This is a genomic window from Nostoc sp. DedVER02 (assembly GCF_034530675.2).
Lineage (GTDB): Bacteria > Cyanobacteriota > Cyanobacteriia > Cyanobacteriales > Nostocaceae > Nostoc.
The window spans coordinates 187026-206290 of the sequence record NZ_JAVRCP020000005.1 but is presented as its reverse complement, the minus strand read 5'-3'; the positions used below and the strand labels follow the sequence as shown (position 1 = coordinate 206290).

The following is a 19265-nucleotide window of genomic DNA, read 5'->3' as shown; positions in this document are numbered from 1 at the left end:
TGACTATCAATCAGTTAAGAGACTTCATTAATGAATGGAGCGATCGCTGCAACAAATTCAGCAGTTGATTCATAGGGTAAAACATTCCGCCCGTTTATTTTTATACCTTGGCAATGAGGCAAATAGGCGAGGTAGTCAGCCAAGCGTTTATCTGGCGTTTCTTTTTTACTTTTTTGGCTAATACTTGATGCACTTTCCCCCATAATTGCTAGTGTTGGCTGCTGAATTGAGGCTATAGAGTTAGTATAATCATCTCGCCAAAACCCTGCTAAAAAAGAAAACACTGCATGGCGACTAGCAGGATTTTCTGCACCTGCAACCAATGTATTCAACCACTCTGTATCCACAGCATTTTCAGAAGCAAAGAGTTGGCGAGTTGAGAAAGAACGTAAAAACTTAGGGGTGCGTGCATAGCGATAAAAAGGAATCCCAAAAGGAGAATCTAAGGCATTCCAAAGAAATTTTTGCTGCCATTCTGGTGGTTTATTTGCCATCAAAGCCCACGCTGGAGGCCCTGAAAGGACAAGTTTAGCAATTAAGTTTGATTCTTTTTGGACTAATTGGATAGCAACTGGTAATAATGCCCCTTGTACTACTACAATTACAGGTTGCCGTACTACTGTTTGTAAAAAGTACTGTAACTGGTCTGCCCAATCATTAGGAGTATAAGCCAGATGAGGCATCAGACTCTCACCACATCCTAGTAAATCAGGGTTATAAATGGAATTACGCTGACCTGAATCATACCATTCACGACAAAATCGCTGCCAAAATTGCCGCGACAATCCCACACCAATAGGATGAATTAATAGTAAGGGAATACCCTCAGATGTTGAGTTAACTGGTTGATGAACTTCGTAGGCACAACGATAATTCTGCCATGTGTAAAACTGAGTAGGAGATGCTGTCAGATTTGTTGTGTTAGTTACAGCAGATGGTTGCATAATTCCTAGTTTTAATACTTGCTAAAAAATCATCTGTGGATGAATTAACTTGTATCCAGCCTCTTTCAGCTTTTCATTCGATACCCAAGCATTATATGGGCGAGTACTCTTAATAGAAGTATCCCATATAACTTTGGGTAAATTATGTTTTTCAAAGAGGCTATCTAGTAAATCTCGGCTGGTGAGATGTGCATCATCTACCAGATTGTAAATCCCTTGCAAACGACGATGGCGGGCAAATTCTATCGCTGCAACAATATCATCCAGGTGAATCCAATTTGTGATATCTTCGCCGCCGGGACGGGTTGTACCAGAATATCTACCAAATATTTTCAACAGTTCCCTACCAGGGCCATAGATTCCTCCTAAGCGGAAGATACAAACGCGAAGATTTTCGCACGATGCTGATAATAATATATCCTCTGTTTTACGGAGAATTTGGGCATTTAAATTAGCAGGTGCAAGCGGTGTTTCTTCATCTACCCATACACCATTTCTGTCACCATATACAGCATAACTACCTGTATATATTAGTTGTTTCACACTTTTACTATGCTGTAAGCATGAAACTAAATTTTGGGCAGTTTGTAGATATGTTTCTTCATAAACTTCCCCACTTTTTGCACCAACACTCAAAAGTACAACATCTTGATTATGCAAAAATGATTTTAGACTATCTAGGTCGTTCCCGGAGGTCACGACAACTCTTTGAGATACTGATTGTAGTGCAGAGACACGCTCAGAAGAAGTTGTGGTTGCACTGACAACAAAATTCATTTTTTGCTGCCAATATTGAGCAATTTGATAACCAACATAACCACAACCAATGATTGCAACGTTCATGACAAATTAAACACAAATAAATTAAACTACTAGTTGAGACGCTATTCTCAATTAAGGGAGTAGGCGTAAATAGATTTAACTGTCCAGAGTTAACAGTCAATAGTCCCGAAATTTTGACTTAGTGCTAATGACCAATGATCAATGACTATTTTGCTAGTTCTTTTTCAATTATGGCAATTATTTCTGGTGAATTTGGTTGAACACTACTATTAAATCTAGCTATTACTTCACCTTGTTTATTAACTAAAAATTTTTCAAAGTTCCAAGCAACAGTTCCTGTTGGCTCAACGGCTTTGGTAAGTCGCTCATAAAGTGGATGCTGCTGTGAGCCTTTAGCATGGACTTTATCAAAGAGTTCAAATGTAACACCATATTTACTGGTGCAGAACTGCAAAATTTCTTCATTGCTTCCTGGTTCCTGCGCTCCAAAATCGTTACAAGGAAACCCCAAAATCTTTAATCCTGCTTCGCCATACTTCTGGTTTAACTTTTCTAACCCGTCGTATTGAGAAGTATAACCGCAGTAGGAAGCCACATTCACAATTAAGAGTACGTTCCCGGCATAGTCGTTTAATTGCTTATCTTCACCGTTGATTGTCTTGACTGCGATATCTGAAATTGTGTTACTCATCTTGAATCTGATTTATAGGGAATATTGCCAAGTTTCCCATATTACAGGTACTCTAAACCCAGTTTGTTGAAGGAAATTAGGTTTGTTAATCTTATTTACTGCTACGGTTCTGTTTAACTCAGGTGAAATGGGGAGTAATGTACTTCAATTACTTGAAAAGCGCTATCAGCTAGCGATCGCCTATAAGTTTACACTTGTAACGAGATTTACTTTTTCTGTAAATAGCTCGACTAATCCGCTATCTGACAAATATGCGTTACTTTTAATACATTCTTTGTTGCAGAGATCAATTCTTAATTACAGTCAGTAGTCAGCTTAAAGGAGAATTACTCAATCTTCAAGGTAGTTCCCAAGAAAGTAACAAACAATTAATCGTTCGTATAAAAAATTAACAACATACAGTATTTTCCGATGCTGATATTGGAAAATACTTAACCATAAAGGATATAGTTGCTTTACTTTTTGTATCAAAAAATATTTTCCCTAACTTAATCAAAAAATGTATTTTAAGATACAGTTTTTTGGTCACAGTCAATAGAATATTATTCAAATTTATCCGTATAGGAATAAATTTACTAAAGTGAAATCAAAAAATAATCTCATAATTTCTGTGAACGATTGATATTTTTCTCCGCTCGGAGTTTTTAATGTTAGAAAAAGTGTGTTTTCAAGAAAATAAATAACTGACACAGATAATGAGATAATTATTTCCTAAAAGTGTTGGCTCAAACCTTATTTGTCGGCAAAATTAAGTTAATTGATGTTGTTAAATATATTGACAAAATAAATTGGCGCTTTTCCAATGGTAAAGAATAACCAATGAATAAGCATATTCGATCTTGACATCGCCTACTGGTGCTAGCGATCGGTTCAATTGCCAGAAGATCCGACTTTATTTTTGAAAGATTAAAGATTAAATGAAGAAGACTTGACTATTTGCGAAAAAACATCATAAATTTCTGAAGAAGAACTACGAAAAATATTTACAAATGTACCAATAGTTTTTTAAACTCCTATGAAGGTTATTTAAATTTCTGGTTTTAATCAAGTGTTCTGAAGGAAAAATACTAACTTCGGACGCTGGTTTTTTCTAATCAACCTGTTTTCCACTTTTTTAAGGATGGTTTTGAGGATGATGTTCAAATTTATGTACAAACAAAAATCTAAAACAAAAAATAGGCATCAGTCTAGAAGAAATTATGCTGTAAACTCACAGTCCAACTCAAAATTCCAACTGTTTAATTTAGCAATTAAGCGACTATCTCCAAGTTGGCAAGCTTGTTTACCTATAGCTTGTCTGATTCTTTTGGGTTGGAGTTATGCCGCAGTTGCCCAAACACCAGCCACAGGGCCAACAACAGCAGAACTCAAAGTTGCTCTTGACACTCTGTGGGTTGCGATCGCAGCCTTTTTGGTATTCTTTATGAACGCTGGTTTTTGTATGTTAGAAACCGGCTTCTGCCGCCAGAAAAACGCTGTCAACGTTCTTTCCAAAAATTTGATTGTATTTGCTTTATCCACCATTGCATTTTGGGCCATCGGTTTTGGCTTAATGTTCGGTGATGGCAACGACTTCATTGGATTGAGTGGATTTTTCTTAGGAGGAGCAGATAACAGCCCCGCCACAGGAGACACTTATAAAGGTGTATTCGCTGCTCTTAATTGGACTGGTATACCCCTAGCTGCCAAGTTTTTATTCCAGCTAGTGTTTGCTGGAACAGCAGCAACAATCGTTTCTGGTGCAGTAGCCGAACGGATTAAGTTTGTTGACTTTCTAATTTTTAGCCTCTTACTTGTAGGTATTCTCTACCCCATTACCGGACATTGGATTTGGGGTGGTGGTTGGCTAGCAGACAGAGGCTTTTGGGATTTTGCCGGTTCTACAGTAGTTCACTCTGTAGGTGGTTGGGCAGCTTTAATGGGAGCAGCATTTCTTGGGCCACGCCTTGGTAAATATCAAGACAAGCAAGTTGTGGCTTTTCCCGGTCACAACATGAGTATCGCTACCTTGGGTTGTCTAATCCTGTGGTTGGGGTGGTTTGGTTTCAACCCCGGTTCTGTGATGGCTGCCGATCCTAGTGCAATCAGTCACATTGCTGTCACCACTAACATGGCTGGTGCTGCTGGTGGAATTGCTGCCACAATTACAGCTTGGTTCTACTTAGGCAAACCAGACCTGTCAATGATTATCAATGGTATTTTGGCTGGCTTGGTTGCCATTACAGCGTCTTGTGCTTACGTAGGTATTCCTGCTTCTTTAATCATTGGCTTGATTGCTGGGGTACTAGTAGTTTTCTCAGTAACATTCTTTGACAAACTAGGTATTGATGACCCAGTGGGAGCTACCTCAGTTCACCTAGTTTGTGGTATATGGGGAACTCTCGCAGTGGGTCTATGGTCTGTTGGCCCTGGTATTTATTCCTGGTATACACTTGGCCCAGAAAAAGGTTTATTTGCAGGTGGTGGCTTTGGACAGTTCGGTATTCAGCTACTGGGCGTTGTCTCAGTAGGCGGCTTTACCGTTTTAGTGAGTAGCATTTTTTGGCTAGTACTAAAAACTACTTTAGGTATTAGAGTCTCCAAACTAGAGGAACTTGAAGGTTTGGATATCGGCGAACACGGTATGGAAGCCTACAGTGGATTTCTCTTAGAAGGTGATGCAACTCGATTTTCTGAGGAAGAAAGCTCAATTGGGAGATTTTAGCTATAGCAAGGGACTGGGGACTCGGGACTGGGTGAAAAGTCTTTTTGTGTCTATCTAAGTTTCATCATCTGTTGATGTCCTAACCATCTCAATACTTGTCGGGTTTTGGGGAAAAGGGGAAGGGGAAACTTTTAACCTTTTCCCAAAATCCAATTCTGAGTTAAAAATGCTTTACCCGAGCAGTATTGCTAGTCATGAGATGAATTTTTAGGCCGTGACAATGATGAGGATCAAACTCCAAGATCGAGTGGAAAGCTACGCAAACCACATGAATTTGTGCGATCGCAATAAAAGTGAAAAATTATTTTACTGATGAAAATTTTATGGTTAAAGGGTTGAGAGTTAGTGTGCTGCTATTGGCAGTTATAAGTAATTTAGCATGGTCATTTAGTGCTAAGGCAAATTTTAACGGCAAACTCACCGTGGAAATTGATGGCTTGAAGAATAAACAAGGACAAGTTTGTGCCAGTATATTTGCTAGCAGTGAGGGGTTTCCTAGCGATCGCAATCGTGGCTTACAAAAGCAGTGTATCAAGATTACTAACACTCCCTTACCCATTACCTTTGATAACTTGAAAGCAGGTAGTTACGCCGTTGCTGTCTTCCACGATCAAAATAATGACGGCACTATCAATAGTAATGGCCTCGGTATACCAAGGGAAGGCTTTGGATTTTCTAGCAACCCAGAAATCCGCACAGGAGCGCCTAAATTTAGCGAAGCAGCATTTTTAGTCGCAGGCCCAGACACTAATATCAAAATCCAGTTGAAATATTTTTAGCTTTTTTCTCGTGAATCGTTGTGTGAATCTTCTGGTAAACCTTGTTGTTCTGGCAAGCCACGCATTCGATTCATCTGAGTTAAAGCATATCGTGCTGTTGCTTGCACTTCGGCATCTGGATCGTTTAACGCATGGCGCAACATCTGACTCATTTGACCCATCATGTCATAAACGCGCGTCAAGTCACGGATCGCATTCTGCCGTACTTGTGGACTTTCATCTTGCATTGAAATTGCTAAACCCCGATTCATCGGTTTAAGTGTGCGGATGCCAATTTCTGCCAAAGCTGCTAAAATCAAGCTGCTTTCTTGAGAATCAGCACCAATCATCAAGTCAACCATCGGCTGAATAGCCCGCGAATCTCCCTGCTGCCCCAAATTCCAAATAGCCTTGCGCCGTTTGGTTGGGTCAGGACTGCGTAAGTCTTGAATTAATTCGTCAACAATATTAAGTTTGGCAAGCCTGGAAGTTTTTTCTGGTAACAGCAATTCTGCGGGTGGTGGTGGTGGTGGTGTAGTTATTTGTGGACTAGTTACAGCCTTTGCTAAGGATGTTTTTATTGGTTCTTCGTCAGCTTCACTCAAACTTTTAGCATTTGATACTTCTGATTGCACCTGTTTAACCTCACGAAACCATCTCAGCAGGTAAATAAGTGCGCCAATACATCCCAGAACTGCGAAGGCAAGTATTAACCACCAGATAAAACCTCTCTCAGTTGGCTTTGGTGTTGGAATTGGTTTGGAAGTCGAAATAGGAGAAGTAACAATTGGAGAGGCAAGAATTGGAGAAGTAACAATCTGATTTTTGCCTTCCATTGCTATTTTCAGTCTCTCCCTAGTCCCTAGACCAGCAAGACCATCTACTTTTAAACCATTTACTTTCTGGAATTTAGCGACAGCGATTTCCGTACTGGCGTTATACTGTCCATCTATCACGCCACTGTAATATCCCAACTGCTTTAATTGAGTTTGTAATCTCTGCACATCTGATTTTCGACTACCATATCTCAAAACATTTGGACTAGCAGTAACTCTCGAACTAGCTTGTGCAAGTTCTAAAATTTTAGGCGTTAGGTTAGGTGTGGCTGTACTTGCGCGATTTGGGTAAAAACCCATGCAAGAAATACAAGTAAATATCAGAATTGAGGAACGGCATAGCCTCATATTGAAAGTTTTAGCCTGAACGTGCTTTTGAAGTCTTCGATCCCACAATACCTTCTAGATGACCAAATGTTAACTTTAATTAGGTATTATTTATTCTCCCTCATCTCCCTACTTAATTACGAATTACGTTAGCGTAGACGTAGCGAGTCCGAGAGCGTCATTACGAATCACAAGTTAGGGTTAAATTTCTGGTTCAGATTCTCTAACTGCTAGGCTGAGAGGATTCAATTTTTGAGTAGAGGAATCTAAAACTGGTTGCTGTATATTAGCTATTTCGCCGACAGTAATTGTGTCGTTTTGCGCTCCTAAAGTATCACGCTGATTAATCAGATAGATGCTGATTAAAGTGAGGAAAACACCCACCCACTGCACCGGACTGAGGACTTCTGAAAGGAAGAGATTACCAAATAGTAGGGCAAATACGGGTGTGAGGAAGGTAAGGGAACTAAGACTGGTGAGACTGCCACTAGAAGCAAAGTAGAAGAATAACCCATAAGCGATCGCACTGCCAAATACGGTAGCATAAGCCAAAGCCACTAAATCAGATGCTCCCAGGTTCTCCCACTGCTGGGATTCAACAACCGATGAAACTCCCCATAGTGGCAATCCACCCAAAATCATGTGCCATCCCGTAGCGGTTACCGGGTCAGCATGTCGGCACACAAACCGAATCAACACTGTTCCCACAGCCATCGATAAAGCTGCCAATAACATCAACCACTCACCGCTAGCAAACAAATCTTGCCAGCTGCCAATTGTAATATTTGCCCCCGAATCGAGAAAATGTAAAATCCACTCATCAGGTAAGCCAATTAAGCTAATACCTGTGACTCCCAAAGCTAGCCCTAACCATCCCCAAAAACCAATGTGTTCTTGAAATAGCCACAAAGATAGCAAGGCCACAGCTAAGGGTTGCGAGTCAATCATCACAGACCCTAACCCCGCACTGGTTCTGACTAATCCCTCTGCCAAAAAGCCTTGAAACAGCGTCCCATCTATTAGAGCAAATAAGCTAATCCACAGCCATGCAGACCAACCTTTGGGCTGGGGTTTACCCATGAAAGCTGCTGCTATCAGAATTAACATTCCTGCTGGTATCAAACGCACACCTGCCATGAATAGCGGTGTGGTGTGGGGTATTACTCCTTTCATGGCTACCATTGCCGTCCCCCATAGGAAAAAGGGGGCAATTAACAAAAGGGGAGCGAAGGGAAATCGAGATGCACTGAGTTTCAGTTGCATGGGTTTGCTGATGCCTTTGTTTAACAAGCGCAAAAATTGCTTTACCCAATTTTACCGAATTATGTAGTTTTGCGTAGACATCGCCTCTGACGGGTACTTTCCACCATCGCGCAGCGTCTCAAAGAGAAGGAATACTCAAGTTACAAGATGCTGAATATTTTTTTAATAAGACAGATAATTTTCAGGACTTACGCAAGAACTCTCTGAAACTCTTCTTCCTTTATGTTCTTCTCTAACGAGACGCTGCGCGAATGCGTCCTTTGCGGTTCGTTTGATCATGATTTTGCTGTAAGTCCTAATTTCAAACGATTCTTTTTATTACATTTGTGTAGCGCCAGTTCTTAAAACTTCAATCACATGAACAACACACTTATTTCTCTGCATTTTGAGCAGATCAGTACATAGAAATAAGCAGTCTCACCTGCCCTATTGAAATTTTATATTTTTTTTATATATTACAAAAATACCTAAGTTTTCCCGGCTTAGGTATTGAATAGCAACATAACCTATAAAAAATAGATTGTTATTTATATTTTAGTTACTAATTTTTATTTTGAAATGCGTCTTAGGACACTTTATAAATTGCTCCTTAAGTAGGATGCCAAAATTATATCTAAGGTGTATTGTAATTCTGAAAGCATGTTGACCAAAACAGAATTCAGGAGCCAGGAGCGAGAATTCATTGTGAATTCTGTAAGACTGGCGCATAGCAAGTTACACACAAGGTTTAGTAAAAAGTGTCTTGATTCAAACTCAAGGCGGAGCGTCTCCAGCTCCGCTTCTGAATTCTTGTTTAACTGAAAAATCTATTTTTGTAACAGATGCGTTACACCACGTTAACGCACCCTACTTTCTAAAACGAGTTAGCAACGTTAGATTTTTCTAAAGTCGCTACTAACCTCACTCCAAATTCTTCCTCAAATACTCCTTTTTTATAATCTAAACTCCAAAGTTCTAAAGCACAGTCATCATCAGCTTGAGATGGAAAAATCAGCAGGTTGACTTGCTGTAACTGTTGATAATATTCACATTGCACTTTAGCGATCGCACCAATTTGTCGTCTATCTAATGCCACTGCTAATCTTAGAATTGCACTCAATTGACTAACCATTTGACACTGTTCTTTAGTCAGCGAACTCTGGTAAATTTCATGTTTTTTCTTGGGTGGCGATTTGCGATGATAACGAGCTAAATTGGCTATGATTTCAATCTCGGTTTCTGTATAACCAAGTAATTCACCATTGCGAATTAGATAGTAAGAGTGTTTGTGATGAGACGAATGGCTGACGTAATGACCGCAATTATGTAATATTGCAGCTGCCCACAACAGTTGTCGATCGCCAGATCCCCAATGGTGTAAAGTACCTTGAGTTTGGTCAAATAAACTTTCAGCAAATTTAGCGACGCGATCGCTATACTCTAAGTTAACTTGGTATTTATTAGCGATTTTTAAAACATTCCGTTCTCGGACTGAACTTTGGTAGCGCAGCTTATCTTCAATTAAACCGTGGGTTAACATCCAGTCTACAATTACACCTTCCCTCAAAGAACGCTCACAAACAGTAATCGATTCACTGCCTAAGCGGGTCATTGCTTCCTGTAATATTACCGCACCAGCAAGTATAACTTCAGCCCGTTTATCTGGCATCCCAGGAATCTCAGCCCTTTCTGAATTACTCAGTTTCCGCAAGCGTTTTACCAACTCTCGTAAGTCTTTAAGACTCAACTCGTAGCCATTAAGAGTGGAAGGGATAACATCAGACTTTTCTCGTGCATGAATCATTGCTAGGGTTTCAATCGTCCCAGATGTACCCACCAAACGGGGAGATTCCCCAGGTTGCAAATTTGCTAATACCTCATCCACGGAACGTTCTAACATACCGCGTGTATAGGATTCCAGATATAGAAACTCCGTATTACTGATGGGGTCGGTGGTGATTAACTCGCCAGTGAGTCGTACTGCACCGACTTTGGTACTGGTGAGAGTCCGCGCTTGCTGACTATCGCCCAAAACTAATTCTGTGGAACCACCGCCAATATCAATAATGGTATGCGGTTGGTTGTGAAATTCCATCCCTGACAGCACGCCAAGGTAGATTCGTCGCGCTTCTTCTTGACCAGAAATTAAGTCAACGCTTAAACCCAACTCCTTTTCTACTTTGTGCAAAAAATCTTTACCATTAGGGGCTTCGCGCACAGCACTAGTCGCCACAGCAATAATTGTTTCCGCGTTGATGGTTTTGGCAACTTCTTGGAAACGTCCTAAAGCAGCGATCGCCTTTTTAACGATCTCTGGTTTGAGTTCTCCAGTGGTAAGATTGCGATCGCCAAGTCTAACGGTTTCTTTGTCTCTGGCAATAATGCTGAAGGCTGGTAGCGTGGGGTCAATTTTAACTACTACCATGTGTAGAGAATTTGTTCCCAGGTCAATGGCAGCAATAATCCGATGTTGCTTAGATGGTTGAGTCGGAGAACTCTCCCAGCTAGCCGAAACTAAATCCTGCATCTACTTATTCTCTCTTTATAAGAAATGATGGCAAACAGTGGTATGTCGGGGTAGCTGGCACTGATAATTTTTGCAACACACTTAAGTAAGTGGGTCAAATTAAATATAAAATCTCACTCTGCCTCCGGCTTCCCTATCCAAAGTATTGGAGAGGGATTGAGGGTGAGGTTTGATCTTATATTTAATTACGCCTACCTACTTACTCAAACTGAGCTAAGTATATTCACCCTAATGTTTCTAACGCTAGTGACTATTTAAAAATGTTTAAAGTTGCCACTTTAGACGGATGTTTTTACAAATAACAAATAACGTTATTCTATAGATGTAAAGATGTGTGAATTAATTTATCTAAAGTTATTTGTTGATTTCTATGTTCAGGATGCCAGAACGCCCCCAGTCACCAGTTTGGCTTGTAATTATCCGGCTTTTACGCTGGCATAAACCAGAAGGACGGTTGATTTTAATGATTCCTGCTCTTTGGGCTGTGTTTTTAGCAGCTTCTGGGAAACCGCCTTTACCTCTGGTTGGTGTGATTATATTGGGGACTCTGGCGACGAGTGCGGCGGGTTGTGTTGTCAATGATTTGTGGGATCGGGATATCGATCCAGAAGTGGAGAGAACACGCGATCGCCCCCTCGCTTCTCGCGCCTTATCTGTGAAAGTTGGGATTGTAGTTGCGATCGTATCATTACTATGTGCAGCCATCCTGGCCTTTTACCTTAATCCCTTGAGTTTCTGGCTATGTGTCGCAGCAGTGCCCGTAATTCTGCTTTATCCAGGTGCAAAGCGAGTTTTTCCTGTACCGCAACTAGTACTTTCCATCGCTTGGGGTTTTGGGGTATTAATTAGCTGGAGTGCAGTTACCCAAAGCATCTCACAACCAACTTGGTTACTTTGGGGCGCGACTGTGTTGTGGACACTGGGATTTGATACAGTTTACGCTATGAGCGACAAGGAAGACGATCGCCGCATTGGTGTTAATTCAAGCGCTCTATTTTTTGGTAATTACGCCCCTGTAGCTATTGGAATTTTCTTTGCTGGTACAATCTTGTTATTGGCTTGGCTAGGTGTACTCATACATCTGCACTTCGCCTTTTGGATTAGCCTTGCAGTTGCTACTATTGGATGGGTTTGGCAGTCTCTACGATTAAGACGGCGAGACTTACCTAATCATGTTTATGGTGAGATGTTCCGGCAAAACGTGTGGATTGGTTTTATTTTACTTGCTGGGATGATTGCTGGGTCTTTTTAGGAGGTAGAAGGCAAGTGTTTACTGAGTTAAATAATTTCTATAACTTTAATTATGGGATTTTTAATTGAAGCACCTGTGCATCTATAGGATTCCTATTTGATTTTTGAACGAAATTAGGTATTGTAGAGTGTGTTAGAACGGAGTTCATAACGCACTATAGGGTTTGATGCGTTATGCTGTCGTTAACACATCCTACGGATAGTTTCAGAACTCAAACCGGATTCCTATATAAGTTAAAAAAAATAAATATTCATGAGTTTTTCTATGAGTGCATTCTTTGATTCATTAATTCAGTATGTGCGGAATTGGGCAGCAATAGGTCTACTATGTTTAGTTTTTACCTGGTCATTTCCTGCTCAAGCTGCTACCCGGATCGATCCACAATTGGAACAGCAAGTATTACAGATTATCCGCGAACATCCAGAGGCGATTATTGAATCTGTTCAAGCTTATCAGCAGCTACAACAACAGGAACTCAAGCAAGCACGGCAAGCATTTTTACAGGATTTAAAGACAAATCTTCAAACAGTGATTGGTGAGTCTCCCACCACAGGTTCAACTCAATCAAAAACTGTGCTAATAGAATTTTCCGATTTTCAATGTCCTTACTGTGCCGAAGCGCATAAAACATTGAAAGAATTGTTAGTAAAGTATCCAGATAAAGTAAGATTAGTTTACAAGAATTTACCCCTTGTTTCAATTCATGCTGAAGCATTACCATCTGCGACAGCAGCTTGGGCAGCATATCAACAGGGCAAATTTTGGGAATATCATGATGCACTATTTACTAATCAAAAGCAACTAGGTAAGGCGTTATATTTAGATATTGCTAAAAAACTAAATCTAGATTTGGGTAAATTTAAACGCGATCTGACTCTTGCTACTCCCGCAATTACAAAAGATATTCAATTAGCAGAGAAGTTGGGTGTTGCTGGCACACCTTTCTTTGTCATTAATAGTCCAGCTTTTTCAGGAGTAGTGCAGTTAGCAGATATCGAAAAGATATTGACTAGTGCTAACTAAAATTAGTATAAATTCAAATGACTAGAAGGCGCGGCTGCACCTCACGTAAACGAGAACCGCTATAACTTTATAAATAGTCTTTCATATTACCTTGTTGGTTCCCTAAATATTTGTTCTTTAATTCCTCTGGAATGGGAATAGGACGACTATTTTGTAAACTGATAAAAGCGCCCTTCTGACTAGCTACTGCTGCCAACTCATTGTTAGATAAAATTTCAGCTTGTACAGTCCACTTCAAGCGTCCTACATTACTTAGCCATAAATGTCCAATTACTTGGTCAATAATTTTTATCGGGCGTTTATATTCAATTTCAGTTCCAGCTAGAACAGGTGCATATCCTTGTTCAATTTGCTGATTGAGTTGCCAATGTTCATCTAAAAACTTTAAACGTAAATCTTCTAGCCATCTGATATAGACAATATTACTCACAATTCCCATAAAGTCGATGTCGTATGTTCTTACAGGAATTTCTAATACTACCTCTAATGGTCTGTGCAAACTGTTATTTGTTAGCATTATTCCTCTTGTTATTTAAAAACCGATCGGTCTGTAAAGTTCCAATTTTACTCTTTTCAAGCATGGATAATTAGTAATTGACTAATAACCAATTACCCACAAAAAATTCAAACTTCTACTTTGTAGTTTAAAATTAACTCGTCGCCAGGTAAACCTCTAATACCCCAGTTAGATTTAGGCGTTTCAAAAATTGTGATTTCAATATCGTCTGGATGAATATTAAACGTTCTATTAATATTCTTAATCAGCAAACGAATCAAATTTTTTTTCGTTTCAACTGAGCGCCCGTCAAACATAATAATCTCGATAATCAGATAATTATCTGTTCTATCAGTTGGATAGTAAAAATCTGATTTATCGAGTGGGAAAAAACGGTGAAATCTTTTTTCATGAGTAAGCTGTAAAACTTCTAGAAGTGAAGTATGAATTATGTTAGATAGCTCCGTTTTAATAGGATTTAATTTGTCTGCTAAAGCATATACCTTGATTTGTACCATACATTTAAAGGTTAGTTTCTAAGTATTGATTAAGATGATTAATTACCCTGTGCATGTGAATTGAATCTCCATAAAGCTTACTCATCATGATGGCTCCTTCCAATGTTGCAATTATGATAGTAGCGATTTCATCAGCACTCACTTCAGAACGAATTTCACCCTTGTTAATTCCCGTTTCAATAATTCGCCGAATCAGATGCAGCCATGAGTTCATCGCGTGTTGAGCGCGTTCCCGCAACGCCGGATGATTATCATCACTCTCGACAGCAGTATTCAGTAGTGGACAGCCTCCCTTGATAGGTGGATTTTCTGCAAAACTACTAAATATCTCAATGATTGCTTGCAGGCGTTCTACTGCGTGGCGCTTGCTTCGTAACGCAAATCTAGTATGCTGTTTGATACGAGCGATCGCAAAATCAAAAGCCTGTAACGCGAGATCGTCTTTACTTTGGAAGTGATTGTAAATTCCTCCTTTTTGCAATCCAGTCACACGCATGATGTCTGACATCGATGAGCCTGCATACCCCTGTTGATTAAACAGTTCGGCTGCTTGGTAAAGAATTCTGCTTTTTGTTTCTTCGCCTTTGGACATTACAGCGATTTATGAGAGTAGGGAATGGTATGTCTATTGATTGAAAATTGCTATAAATTAAATATTACCGACCGAACGGTTTGATTATTTTTGCATGATACATACTTGCAAGTCAAGTAGTTTTGGCTGCCTAGTTGTAAACAAAAATCATCTATCTTAGGTTTATTTTATGAATTGACCCTAAGATAGATGCGGTTTATCTACCATCACATAGCGATCGCAGCATCAATATATCTTTTCTATAAGATTTGGAATTATCCAAACGGTGAATTATCCCTATCTTTATTAACCTTGAGGTGATTTTTTATCAACTGCTCCTAAGAAGTTTAACGAGCTACGGTGTATTATCCAAAGAATTTAACGATATACAACGCGAATACGCTAGACGTTTGATCGTGTTTACAAGTAAAATACGGTAAGTACATCGTTTTATCGGCTTTTACATGTAAAACCGCAAAAAACCAGTTAGAAGTTGAGTTTAGCAAAGCAACTGACCGATAAGCAGTTATCAAAGTCTGTTTCAGCTAAGTACAAGTTGTAGTGCTTACAAAAACTTCTAGACAGGTTTTAAGTTATCCAGTAATCCTCTGTCCTAACTTTTAGCTGGATAATCTTTCTTTGTGTCACTCATGCCTTGAAAAACACAATAACTTGCTATGACTAGCTCTGTCTACGACTGGGCTGTAGTTCGAGTGAGTTGTTTTTCTCTAGTAGTGAAGCTCTAGCTGACTTTCTTAAATCCCCAAAGAGTATGGATTATTTATTACTACCGTTCTTAAGCTTCTTTGTTGGCATCATAGTTGGTTTGACGGGAATTGGTGGAGCCTCTCTTATCACCCCAATGTTGATTTTTGTTTTTCAGGTTCCGCCTTCCATCGCTGTCAGTTCTGATGTTGTGGCTGCCACATTGATGAAAATTGTTGGTAGCGTCAAGCATTGGGAACAGAAAACCTTAGATACAGAAGTTGTCAAATGGTTGGCATTGGGGAGTGTTCCAGGCTCATTGTTTGGGGTGGGAATTTTGCACTTTCTGAAACGTACAGGTGAGTATAACCTGGATAACATCTTGCTCCGTTTGCTTGGCGTGATGATTTTGCTAGTCACAGTGTTAGCACTAATGCAATTGTTGTTATTGACTTTTTTCCCCAAATTTAATTTACCCGAACTGCCAAAGTTAGACTTAGAAACTAACGTAGGTCGCTTCTTAACAATCACTTTGGGATCAATTTTAGGCTGTTTCGTTGGTCTAACTAGCATCTCATCAGGATCAATGTTTGCCCTAGTCCTGATTGGGTTTTTCCGCCTTGATGCACGGAAGTTAGTCGGAACTGATATTTCACACGCAGCAATTTTACTGCTGTTTACAGCCCTTGGTCATCTCAGCTTGGGAACAGTTGATTGGAGTTTGGTATTACCTATCTGGTTAGGCTCTGTACCAGGAGTCTTGCTAGGTGCTAAAATCTGCCAAGTCGCTCCCCAGCGCCCACTACGGTTTATTATTTACGCCATTTTGATGATGGTGAGTTGGAAATTAGTTCATCAGGTGTGACGGATTTTAGATCCTAAATCTAGCATTCAACATCCAAACATTGATTAAATTTTCACCCAAGGCAGTAGAGTGAATGTACCTCGCTCATACATAATGAATAAACCCAAGCCAATTAACACAAAAGGTACAACAGCTTTACCGTAGCGACTTAAAATATCAGCAATGGTAGGTTGAAGGCTTAAAAAATAAGCGATCGCACACCAAACCCCTACCATGATAAAAAATATACTTAAAATTACTCCCAAGCTGGCAAGGTCATGACCAGCGAACAAGGGAATATATATACTAATATTGTCACCACCATTTGCGATCGTTACTGCTGCCACTTTATAGGTTTGGGGGTGCAAAACACTCAAAAGAAAAGACAATACGGGGTTAGTCGGTGTGGATTGACTAAAATCACTACTAACTGTTTGAACTGTTGCGGTTTCTTCTTTTCTAGATAGTAATTGCTGAAGACCAATTACTATTGGTAGCAATCCTAGCAACCCTATCCATTCTCGCTGTATGACCAATCCACCAAAAAATCCTGGTAAGCTAGCGATGATAATGGCTGCAAAACCTAAATATTGACCGAGTAAGATATGCCGTCGTCGAAAATTAACATCTACCTGCGAAAAAAATATTAACAAGATAATAATGTCATCTATGTTAGTAGCGATGAAGGCAATTATCCCTTCACTGGCGGCAGTCCCTAGCTTACTCATGCTGGATTTTTATAACCTACGATTTATAACCATACCAAATTAACCTTCTGGCACAATTACAAAGATTTCAGCACAAAGGTTTTAAGTTTACAAATATGAGTAGGTTTGGTTGAACTTTATTGTTACCCAACATCAAAAGTTAATTGTTGGGTTTCTCAACCCAACCTACGCAGGTTAAGATTTTTATAATTAACTGAACTGTATTATTCTATATTTATCTTGAAAATATGAACGAGTTAGTTACTGCAATTACTACAGGGGCAATTGCGTTCATTGCCACTAACATTGATGATATTGTCATTCTATTATTCTTTTTTTCTCAAATAAATGCTAATTTTCGTCCCCGGCATATAGTTGCTGGTCAGTTTCTAGGTTTTACAGTTCTGTTAATTCTTAGCCTACCTGGTTTATTTGGTGGGTTAGTTTTATCCAAAAACTGGATTGGATTACTTGGTTTACTGCCAATATCCATAGGTATCAGTAGCTTGGTGAATCAGCAAGAAGATTCATCACAAGAAGTTTTCGCTGCAACAGAAGAAATTGAAGCATCAACCATTACGAGTTTTTTTTCTTCACAAGCTTACAGTGTGGCAGCCGTTACAATTGCTAATGGTAGCGATAATATTAGTATCTATGTACCTTTATTTGCTAGCAGCAACTTAGAAAAATTTGTGATAATTATCGGATTATTTTTTCTATTGTTAGGAATTTGGTGTTATACGGCATATAAATTAACTAACTACAGAGTAATAGCTGATTTATTGACTCGCTATATTAATAATATTGTGCCTTTTATTCTTATAGGATTAGGCGCTTTTATTGTATTAGAAAGTGAAGCTTTGAGCTTAATCAAGTTAGCTGCTAGTTGTTTTTGTGTGATGGTTTTAGTGAAAAACGATAAAAATGTAGAGGAAATTGGCGAAAATTCTAGTAGATAATCAAGCCGATATGAGATTTGGATTTATGAGGATGTTTAAAAGTTGTTTGTGATGTATCAAAGACTTTTATAGCAATTCAAAATTCCCCTGAATCAGGGGGAGAATTTAATTTATGTTAGGTGTACACCGTAGGGGATATTTGGATCGTTGAGATGATTTGCTAGCCATTGGGTATCAACGAGAACGGATGGATGAGCGTATTGAGACATTTTAGTGCTAAAAGAAGTGAAAGTTTAAGGATTTAATCTTGGTTGTGCTTGGGAAATACGATGTGTGATGTCCGATGAACTAGGGTTGAAGAAATAGAAAATAAGGAGAAGCCGATGAGTGGGTGGAAAACTGCTAAAGGAAAAGAAGTTTTCAAGTGAATTGTGAGAAATTGCAGCCCCAACAGTACTGGGATAACTGCTGTCAAGCGCTGGACTCTTGGGGGAAATGGCATCAAGAATACCCATATCAACAAAATTAATGAGAGTCCGCTATATCCTCGCACCAGCCAAACATGTAGGTTCCACCAATCAGAGTTGTAAAAGTAAGCCAGTCCAACACTGAATACTTGGATTGCTAAACAGAGATTGAAAAACACTACTGCGATAAAAAAACTGATTTGAATCCAGCGCCCGGATGTCTGTGTATCATCAATGCCAGAATTTAGAGTCATGGTTAAGTAATCCCAAAAAAGCAGACAAGAGAAAATACTTGATGTGACTAAAGCTAAGATAAATCTGGTTGCTATACTGCGCCTAGACCTCGAAAGGGTACAATTTGCCAATCATGATTGACAACAGGACGTTAATATATCAACTCAGCCTCGTAAATTGGCGCAGGTCTTGCTTACCAATTAGATTATTTGAAGTAGTAATCGCCTTACACTTTCAGGATTAAACTCACGAAAATCTCTAATACTAATTTTGTACAATTGCTCCCAAAGTACCACTGACAGCACGTAAATAATCATCTGGCGATAGCAGAAGCAGCATTCCTCGCATTCCACCAGAAACAGTGATCTGCTCAAATAGAGTTGCCGTCTCATCAAGATAAACTGGATAGTCTTTTTTACTCGCTAAAGCTGTTACACCCCCACGGATGTATCCTGTTAGTGGCTGGACTTCCTTCAGAGCAACCGTCTCAACCTTGCGGTTTCCTGAAATCCGCGCCAAGGCTTTCAAGTCTAACTGAGCATTTCCTGGCACAACAGCAAAACAGATACCTGTTGTGTCACCTCTGACTACTAGAGTTTTAAAAACTTGCTCTGGCGGAAGACCGACTTTCTGTGCTGTACTCTCAGCAGCCAAATCATCAGGATCTACTTCATAGCTGAAAATTTGGTAAGGAATACCTAGTTTATCCAGTAGTCGAGCAGCATTGGTTTTCATTG

General features: G+C 39.5%; 18 protein-coding genes. 6 read left to right on the top strand and 12 right to left on the bottom strand.

Annotated elements, in window-relative coordinates:
* Positions 1-14: 14 nt before the first annotated feature.
* The 3 genes from RMZ41_RS08945 to RMZ41_RS08935 all read right to left on the bottom strand — a co-directional run bounded on the left by RMZ41_RS08945 (position 15) and on the right by RMZ41_RS08935 (position 2418).
* Positions 15-944 (bottom strand): alpha/beta hydrolase, encoded by a 930-nt coding sequence (locus tag RMZ41_RS08945; protein ID WP_322644423.1) that lies wholly within the window; start codon positions 942-944, stop codon positions 15-17.
* A gap of 21 nt (positions 945-965) precedes the next feature.
* Positions 966-1787, bottom strand: coding sequence for an SDR family oxidoreductase (locus RMZ41_RS08940; RefSeq protein ID WP_322644424.1), 822 nt, complete (start codon positions 1785-1787; stop codon positions 966-968).
* Between the two features lie 145 nt (positions 1788-1932).
* Positions 1933-2418 carry a glutathione peroxidase gene (locus RMZ41_RS08935; protein ID WP_322644425.1) on the bottom strand — a complete coding sequence of 162 codons (486 nt, stop codon included), beginning with the start codon at positions 2416-2418 and terminating at the stop codon, positions 1933-1935.
* A 1147-nt stretch (positions 2419-3565) separates the two neighbouring features.
* On the opposite strand from RMZ41_RS08935, the gene RMZ41_RS08930 reads away from it, so the two are divergent.
* Entirely contained in the window at positions 3566-5122 is a 1557-nt protein-coding gene (locus RMZ41_RS08930; protein WP_322644426.1) for an ammonium transporter, read from the top strand.
* 323 nt (positions 5123-5445) lie between these two features.
* Positions 5446-5901: a DUF2141 domain-containing protein gene (locus tag RMZ41_RS08925; RefSeq protein ID WP_322644571.1), complete on the top strand. Its 456-nt coding sequence runs from the start codon at positions 5446-5448 to the stop codon at positions 5899-5901.
* On the opposite strand, the gene RMZ41_RS08920 is transcribed toward RMZ41_RS08925, so the two are convergent.
* The 3 genes from RMZ41_RS08920 to RMZ41_RS08910 all read right to left on the bottom strand — a co-directional run bounded on the left by RMZ41_RS08920 (position 5898) and on the right by RMZ41_RS08910 (position 10812).
* Positions 5898-7064 carry a peptidoglycan-binding protein gene (locus RMZ41_RS08920; RefSeq protein WP_409874986.1) on the bottom strand — a complete coding sequence of 389 codons (1167 nt, stop codon included), beginning with the start codon at positions 7062-7064 and terminating at the stop codon, positions 5898-5900. The two genes, RMZ41_RS08925 and RMZ41_RS08920, sit on opposite strands and share 4 nt — an antisense overlap.
* A 180-nt stretch (positions 7065-7244) precedes the next feature.
* Complete coding sequence (locus RMZ41_RS08915; RefSeq protein WP_322644428.1) at positions 7245-8306, bottom strand: DMT family transporter; 1062 nt, start codon at positions 8304-8306, stop codon at positions 7245-7247.
* A gap of 853 nt (positions 8307-9159) precedes the next feature.
* On the bottom strand, positions 9160-10812 hold the full coding sequence (locus RMZ41_RS08910; protein WP_322644429.1) for a Ppx/GppA phosphatase family protein: 1653 nt from the start codon (positions 10810-10812) through the stop codon (positions 9160-9162).
* Between the two features lie 370 nt (positions 10813-11182).
* Here RMZ41_RS08910 and RMZ41_RS08905 point away from each other — a divergent pair, with 370 nt between their 5' ends.
* The gene (locus RMZ41_RS08905; RefSeq protein ID WP_322644430.1) at positions 11183-12064 is read left to right on the top strand and encodes a 4-hydroxybenzoate solanesyltransferase; all 882 of its coding nucleotides are present in this window, start codon (positions 11183-11185) and stop codon (positions 12062-12064) included.
* 264 nt (positions 12065-12328) lie between these two features.
* Positions 12329-13087 (top strand): DsbA family protein, encoded by a 759-nt coding sequence (locus RMZ41_RS08900; RefSeq protein ID WP_322644431.1) that lies wholly within the window; start codon positions 12329-12331, stop codon positions 13085-13087.
* A 67-nt stretch (positions 13088-13154) separates the two neighbouring features.
* On the opposite strand, the gene RMZ41_RS08895 is transcribed toward RMZ41_RS08900, so the two are convergent.
* The 3 genes from RMZ41_RS08895 to RMZ41_RS08885 form a co-directional block, all read right to left on the bottom strand.
* Positions 13155-13604, bottom strand: a complete 450-nt coding sequence (locus RMZ41_RS08895) for a thioesterase family protein (protein WP_322644432.1) — start codon at positions 13602-13604, stop codon at positions 13155-13157.
* Positions 13605-13711: 107 nt separating this feature from the next.
* Positions 13712-14101 (bottom strand): tautomerase family protein, encoded by a 390-nt coding sequence (locus tag RMZ41_RS08890; RefSeq protein ID WP_322644433.1) that lies wholly within the window; start codon positions 14099-14101, stop codon positions 13712-13714.
* A 4-nt stretch (positions 14102-14105) separates the two neighbouring features.
* Complete coding sequence (locus RMZ41_RS08885; protein ID WP_322644434.1) at positions 14106-14693, bottom strand: TetR/AcrR family transcriptional regulator; 588 nt, start codon at positions 14691-14693, stop codon at positions 14106-14108.
* Positions 14694-15444: 751 nt separating this feature from the next.
* On the opposite strand from RMZ41_RS08885, the gene RMZ41_RS08880 reads away from it, so the two are divergent.
* Positions 15445-16242 (top strand): sulfite exporter TauE/SafE family protein, encoded by a 798-nt coding sequence (locus tag RMZ41_RS08880; RefSeq protein ID WP_322644435.1) that lies wholly within the window; start codon positions 15445-15447, stop codon positions 16240-16242.
* Between the two features lie 44 nt (positions 16243-16286).
* Here the strand turns inward: RMZ41_RS08880 and RMZ41_RS08875 are convergent, their stop codons facing one another.
* Positions 16287-16949, bottom strand: coding sequence for a cadmium resistance transporter (locus tag RMZ41_RS08875; protein WP_322644436.1), 663 nt, complete (start codon positions 16947-16949; stop codon positions 16287-16289).
* A 227-nt stretch (positions 16950-17176) separates the two neighbouring features.
* On the opposite strand from RMZ41_RS08875, the gene RMZ41_RS08870 reads away from it, so the two are divergent.
* Positions 17177-17887, top strand: a complete 711-nt coding sequence (locus tag RMZ41_RS08870) for a cadmium resistance transporter (RefSeq protein ID WP_322644437.1) — start codon at positions 17177-17179, stop codon at positions 17885-17887.
* Positions 17888-18128: 241 nt separating this feature from the next.
* Here RMZ41_RS08870 and RMZ41_RS08865 read toward each other — a convergent pair whose 3' ends face one another.
* Together RMZ41_RS08865 and ybaK are read right to left on the bottom strand one after the other, a co-directional pair.
* A complete protein-coding gene (locus RMZ41_RS08865; protein WP_322644438.1) occupies positions 18129-18548 on the bottom strand; it encodes a DUF6220 domain-containing protein in 420 nt (139 codons plus the stop codon).
* Between the two features lie 244 nt (positions 18549-18792).
* Positions 18793-19263 carry a Cys-tRNA(Pro) deacylase gene (gene ybaK / locus RMZ41_RS08860; protein WP_322644439.1) on the bottom strand — a complete coding sequence of 157 codons (471 nt, stop codon included), beginning with the start codon at positions 19261-19263 and terminating at the stop codon, positions 18793-18795.
* Positions 19264-19265 lie beyond the last annotated feature (2 nt).

Bases quoted from the DNA above. Each gene is read 5' to 3' on its own strand.
- RMZ41_RS08945 (WP_322644423.1), bottom strand. From the start codon at position 944: ATGCAACCATCTGCTGTAACTAACACAACAAATCTGACAGCATCTCCT.
- RMZ41_RS08940 (WP_322644424.1), bottom strand. From the start codon at position 1,787: ATGAACGTTGCAATCATTGGTTGTGGTTATGTTGGTTATCAAATTGCT.
- RMZ41_RS08935 (WP_322644425.1), bottom strand. From the start codon at position 2,418: ATGAGTAACACAATTTCAGATATCGCAGTCAAGACAATCAACGGTGAA.
- RMZ41_RS08930 (WP_322644426.1), top strand. From the start codon at position 3,566: ATGTACAAACAAAAATCTAAAACAAAAAATAGGCATCAGTCTAGAAGA.
- RMZ41_RS08925 (WP_322644571.1), top strand. From the start codon at position 5,446: ATGGTTAAAGGGTTGAGAGTTAGTGTGCTGCTATTGGCAGTTATAAGT.
- RMZ41_RS08920 (WP_409874986.1), bottom strand. From the start codon at position 7,064: ATGAGGCTATGCCGTTCCTCAATTCTGATATTTACTTGTATTTCTTGC.
- RMZ41_RS08915 (WP_322644428.1), bottom strand. From the start codon at position 8,306: ATGCAACTGAAACTCAGTGCATCTCGATTTCCCTTCGCTCCCCTTTTG.
- RMZ41_RS08910 (WP_322644429.1), bottom strand. From the start codon at position 10,812: ATGCAGGATTTAGTTTCGGCTAGCTGGGAGAGTTCTCCGACTCAACCA.
- RMZ41_RS08905 (WP_322644430.1), top strand. From the start codon at position 11,183: ATGTTCAGGATGCCAGAACGCCCCCAGTCACCAGTTTGGCTTGTAATT.
- RMZ41_RS08900 (WP_322644431.1), top strand. From the start codon at position 12,329: ATGAGTGCATTCTTTGATTCATTAATTCAGTATGTGCGGAATTGGGCA.
- RMZ41_RS08895 (WP_322644432.1), bottom strand. From the start codon at position 13,604: ATGCTAACAAATAACAGTTTGCACAGACCATTAGAGGTAGTATTAGAA.
- RMZ41_RS08890 (WP_322644433.1), bottom strand. From the start codon at position 14,101: ATGGTACAAATCAAGGTATATGCTTTAGCAGACAAATTAAATCCTATT.
- RMZ41_RS08885 (WP_322644434.1), bottom strand. From the start codon at position 14,693: ATGTCCAAAGGCGAAGAAACAAAAAGCAGAATTCTTTACCAAGCAGCC.
- RMZ41_RS08880 (WP_322644435.1), top strand. From the start codon at position 15,445: ATGGATTATTTATTACTACCGTTCTTAAGCTTCTTTGTTGGCATCATA.
- RMZ41_RS08875 (WP_322644436.1), bottom strand. From the start codon at position 16,949: ATGAGTAAGCTAGGGACTGCCGCCAGTGAAGGGATAATTGCCTTCATC.
- RMZ41_RS08870 (WP_322644437.1), top strand. From the start codon at position 17,177: ATGAACGAGTTAGTTACTGCAATTACTACAGGGGCAATTGCGTTCATT.
- RMZ41_RS08865 (WP_322644438.1), bottom strand. From the start codon at position 18,548: ATGACTCTAAATTCTGGCATTGATGATACACAGACATCCGGGCGCTGG.
- ybaK (WP_322644439.1), bottom strand. From the start codon at position 19,263: ATGAAAACCAATGCTGCTCGACTACTGGATAAACTAGGTATTCCTTAC.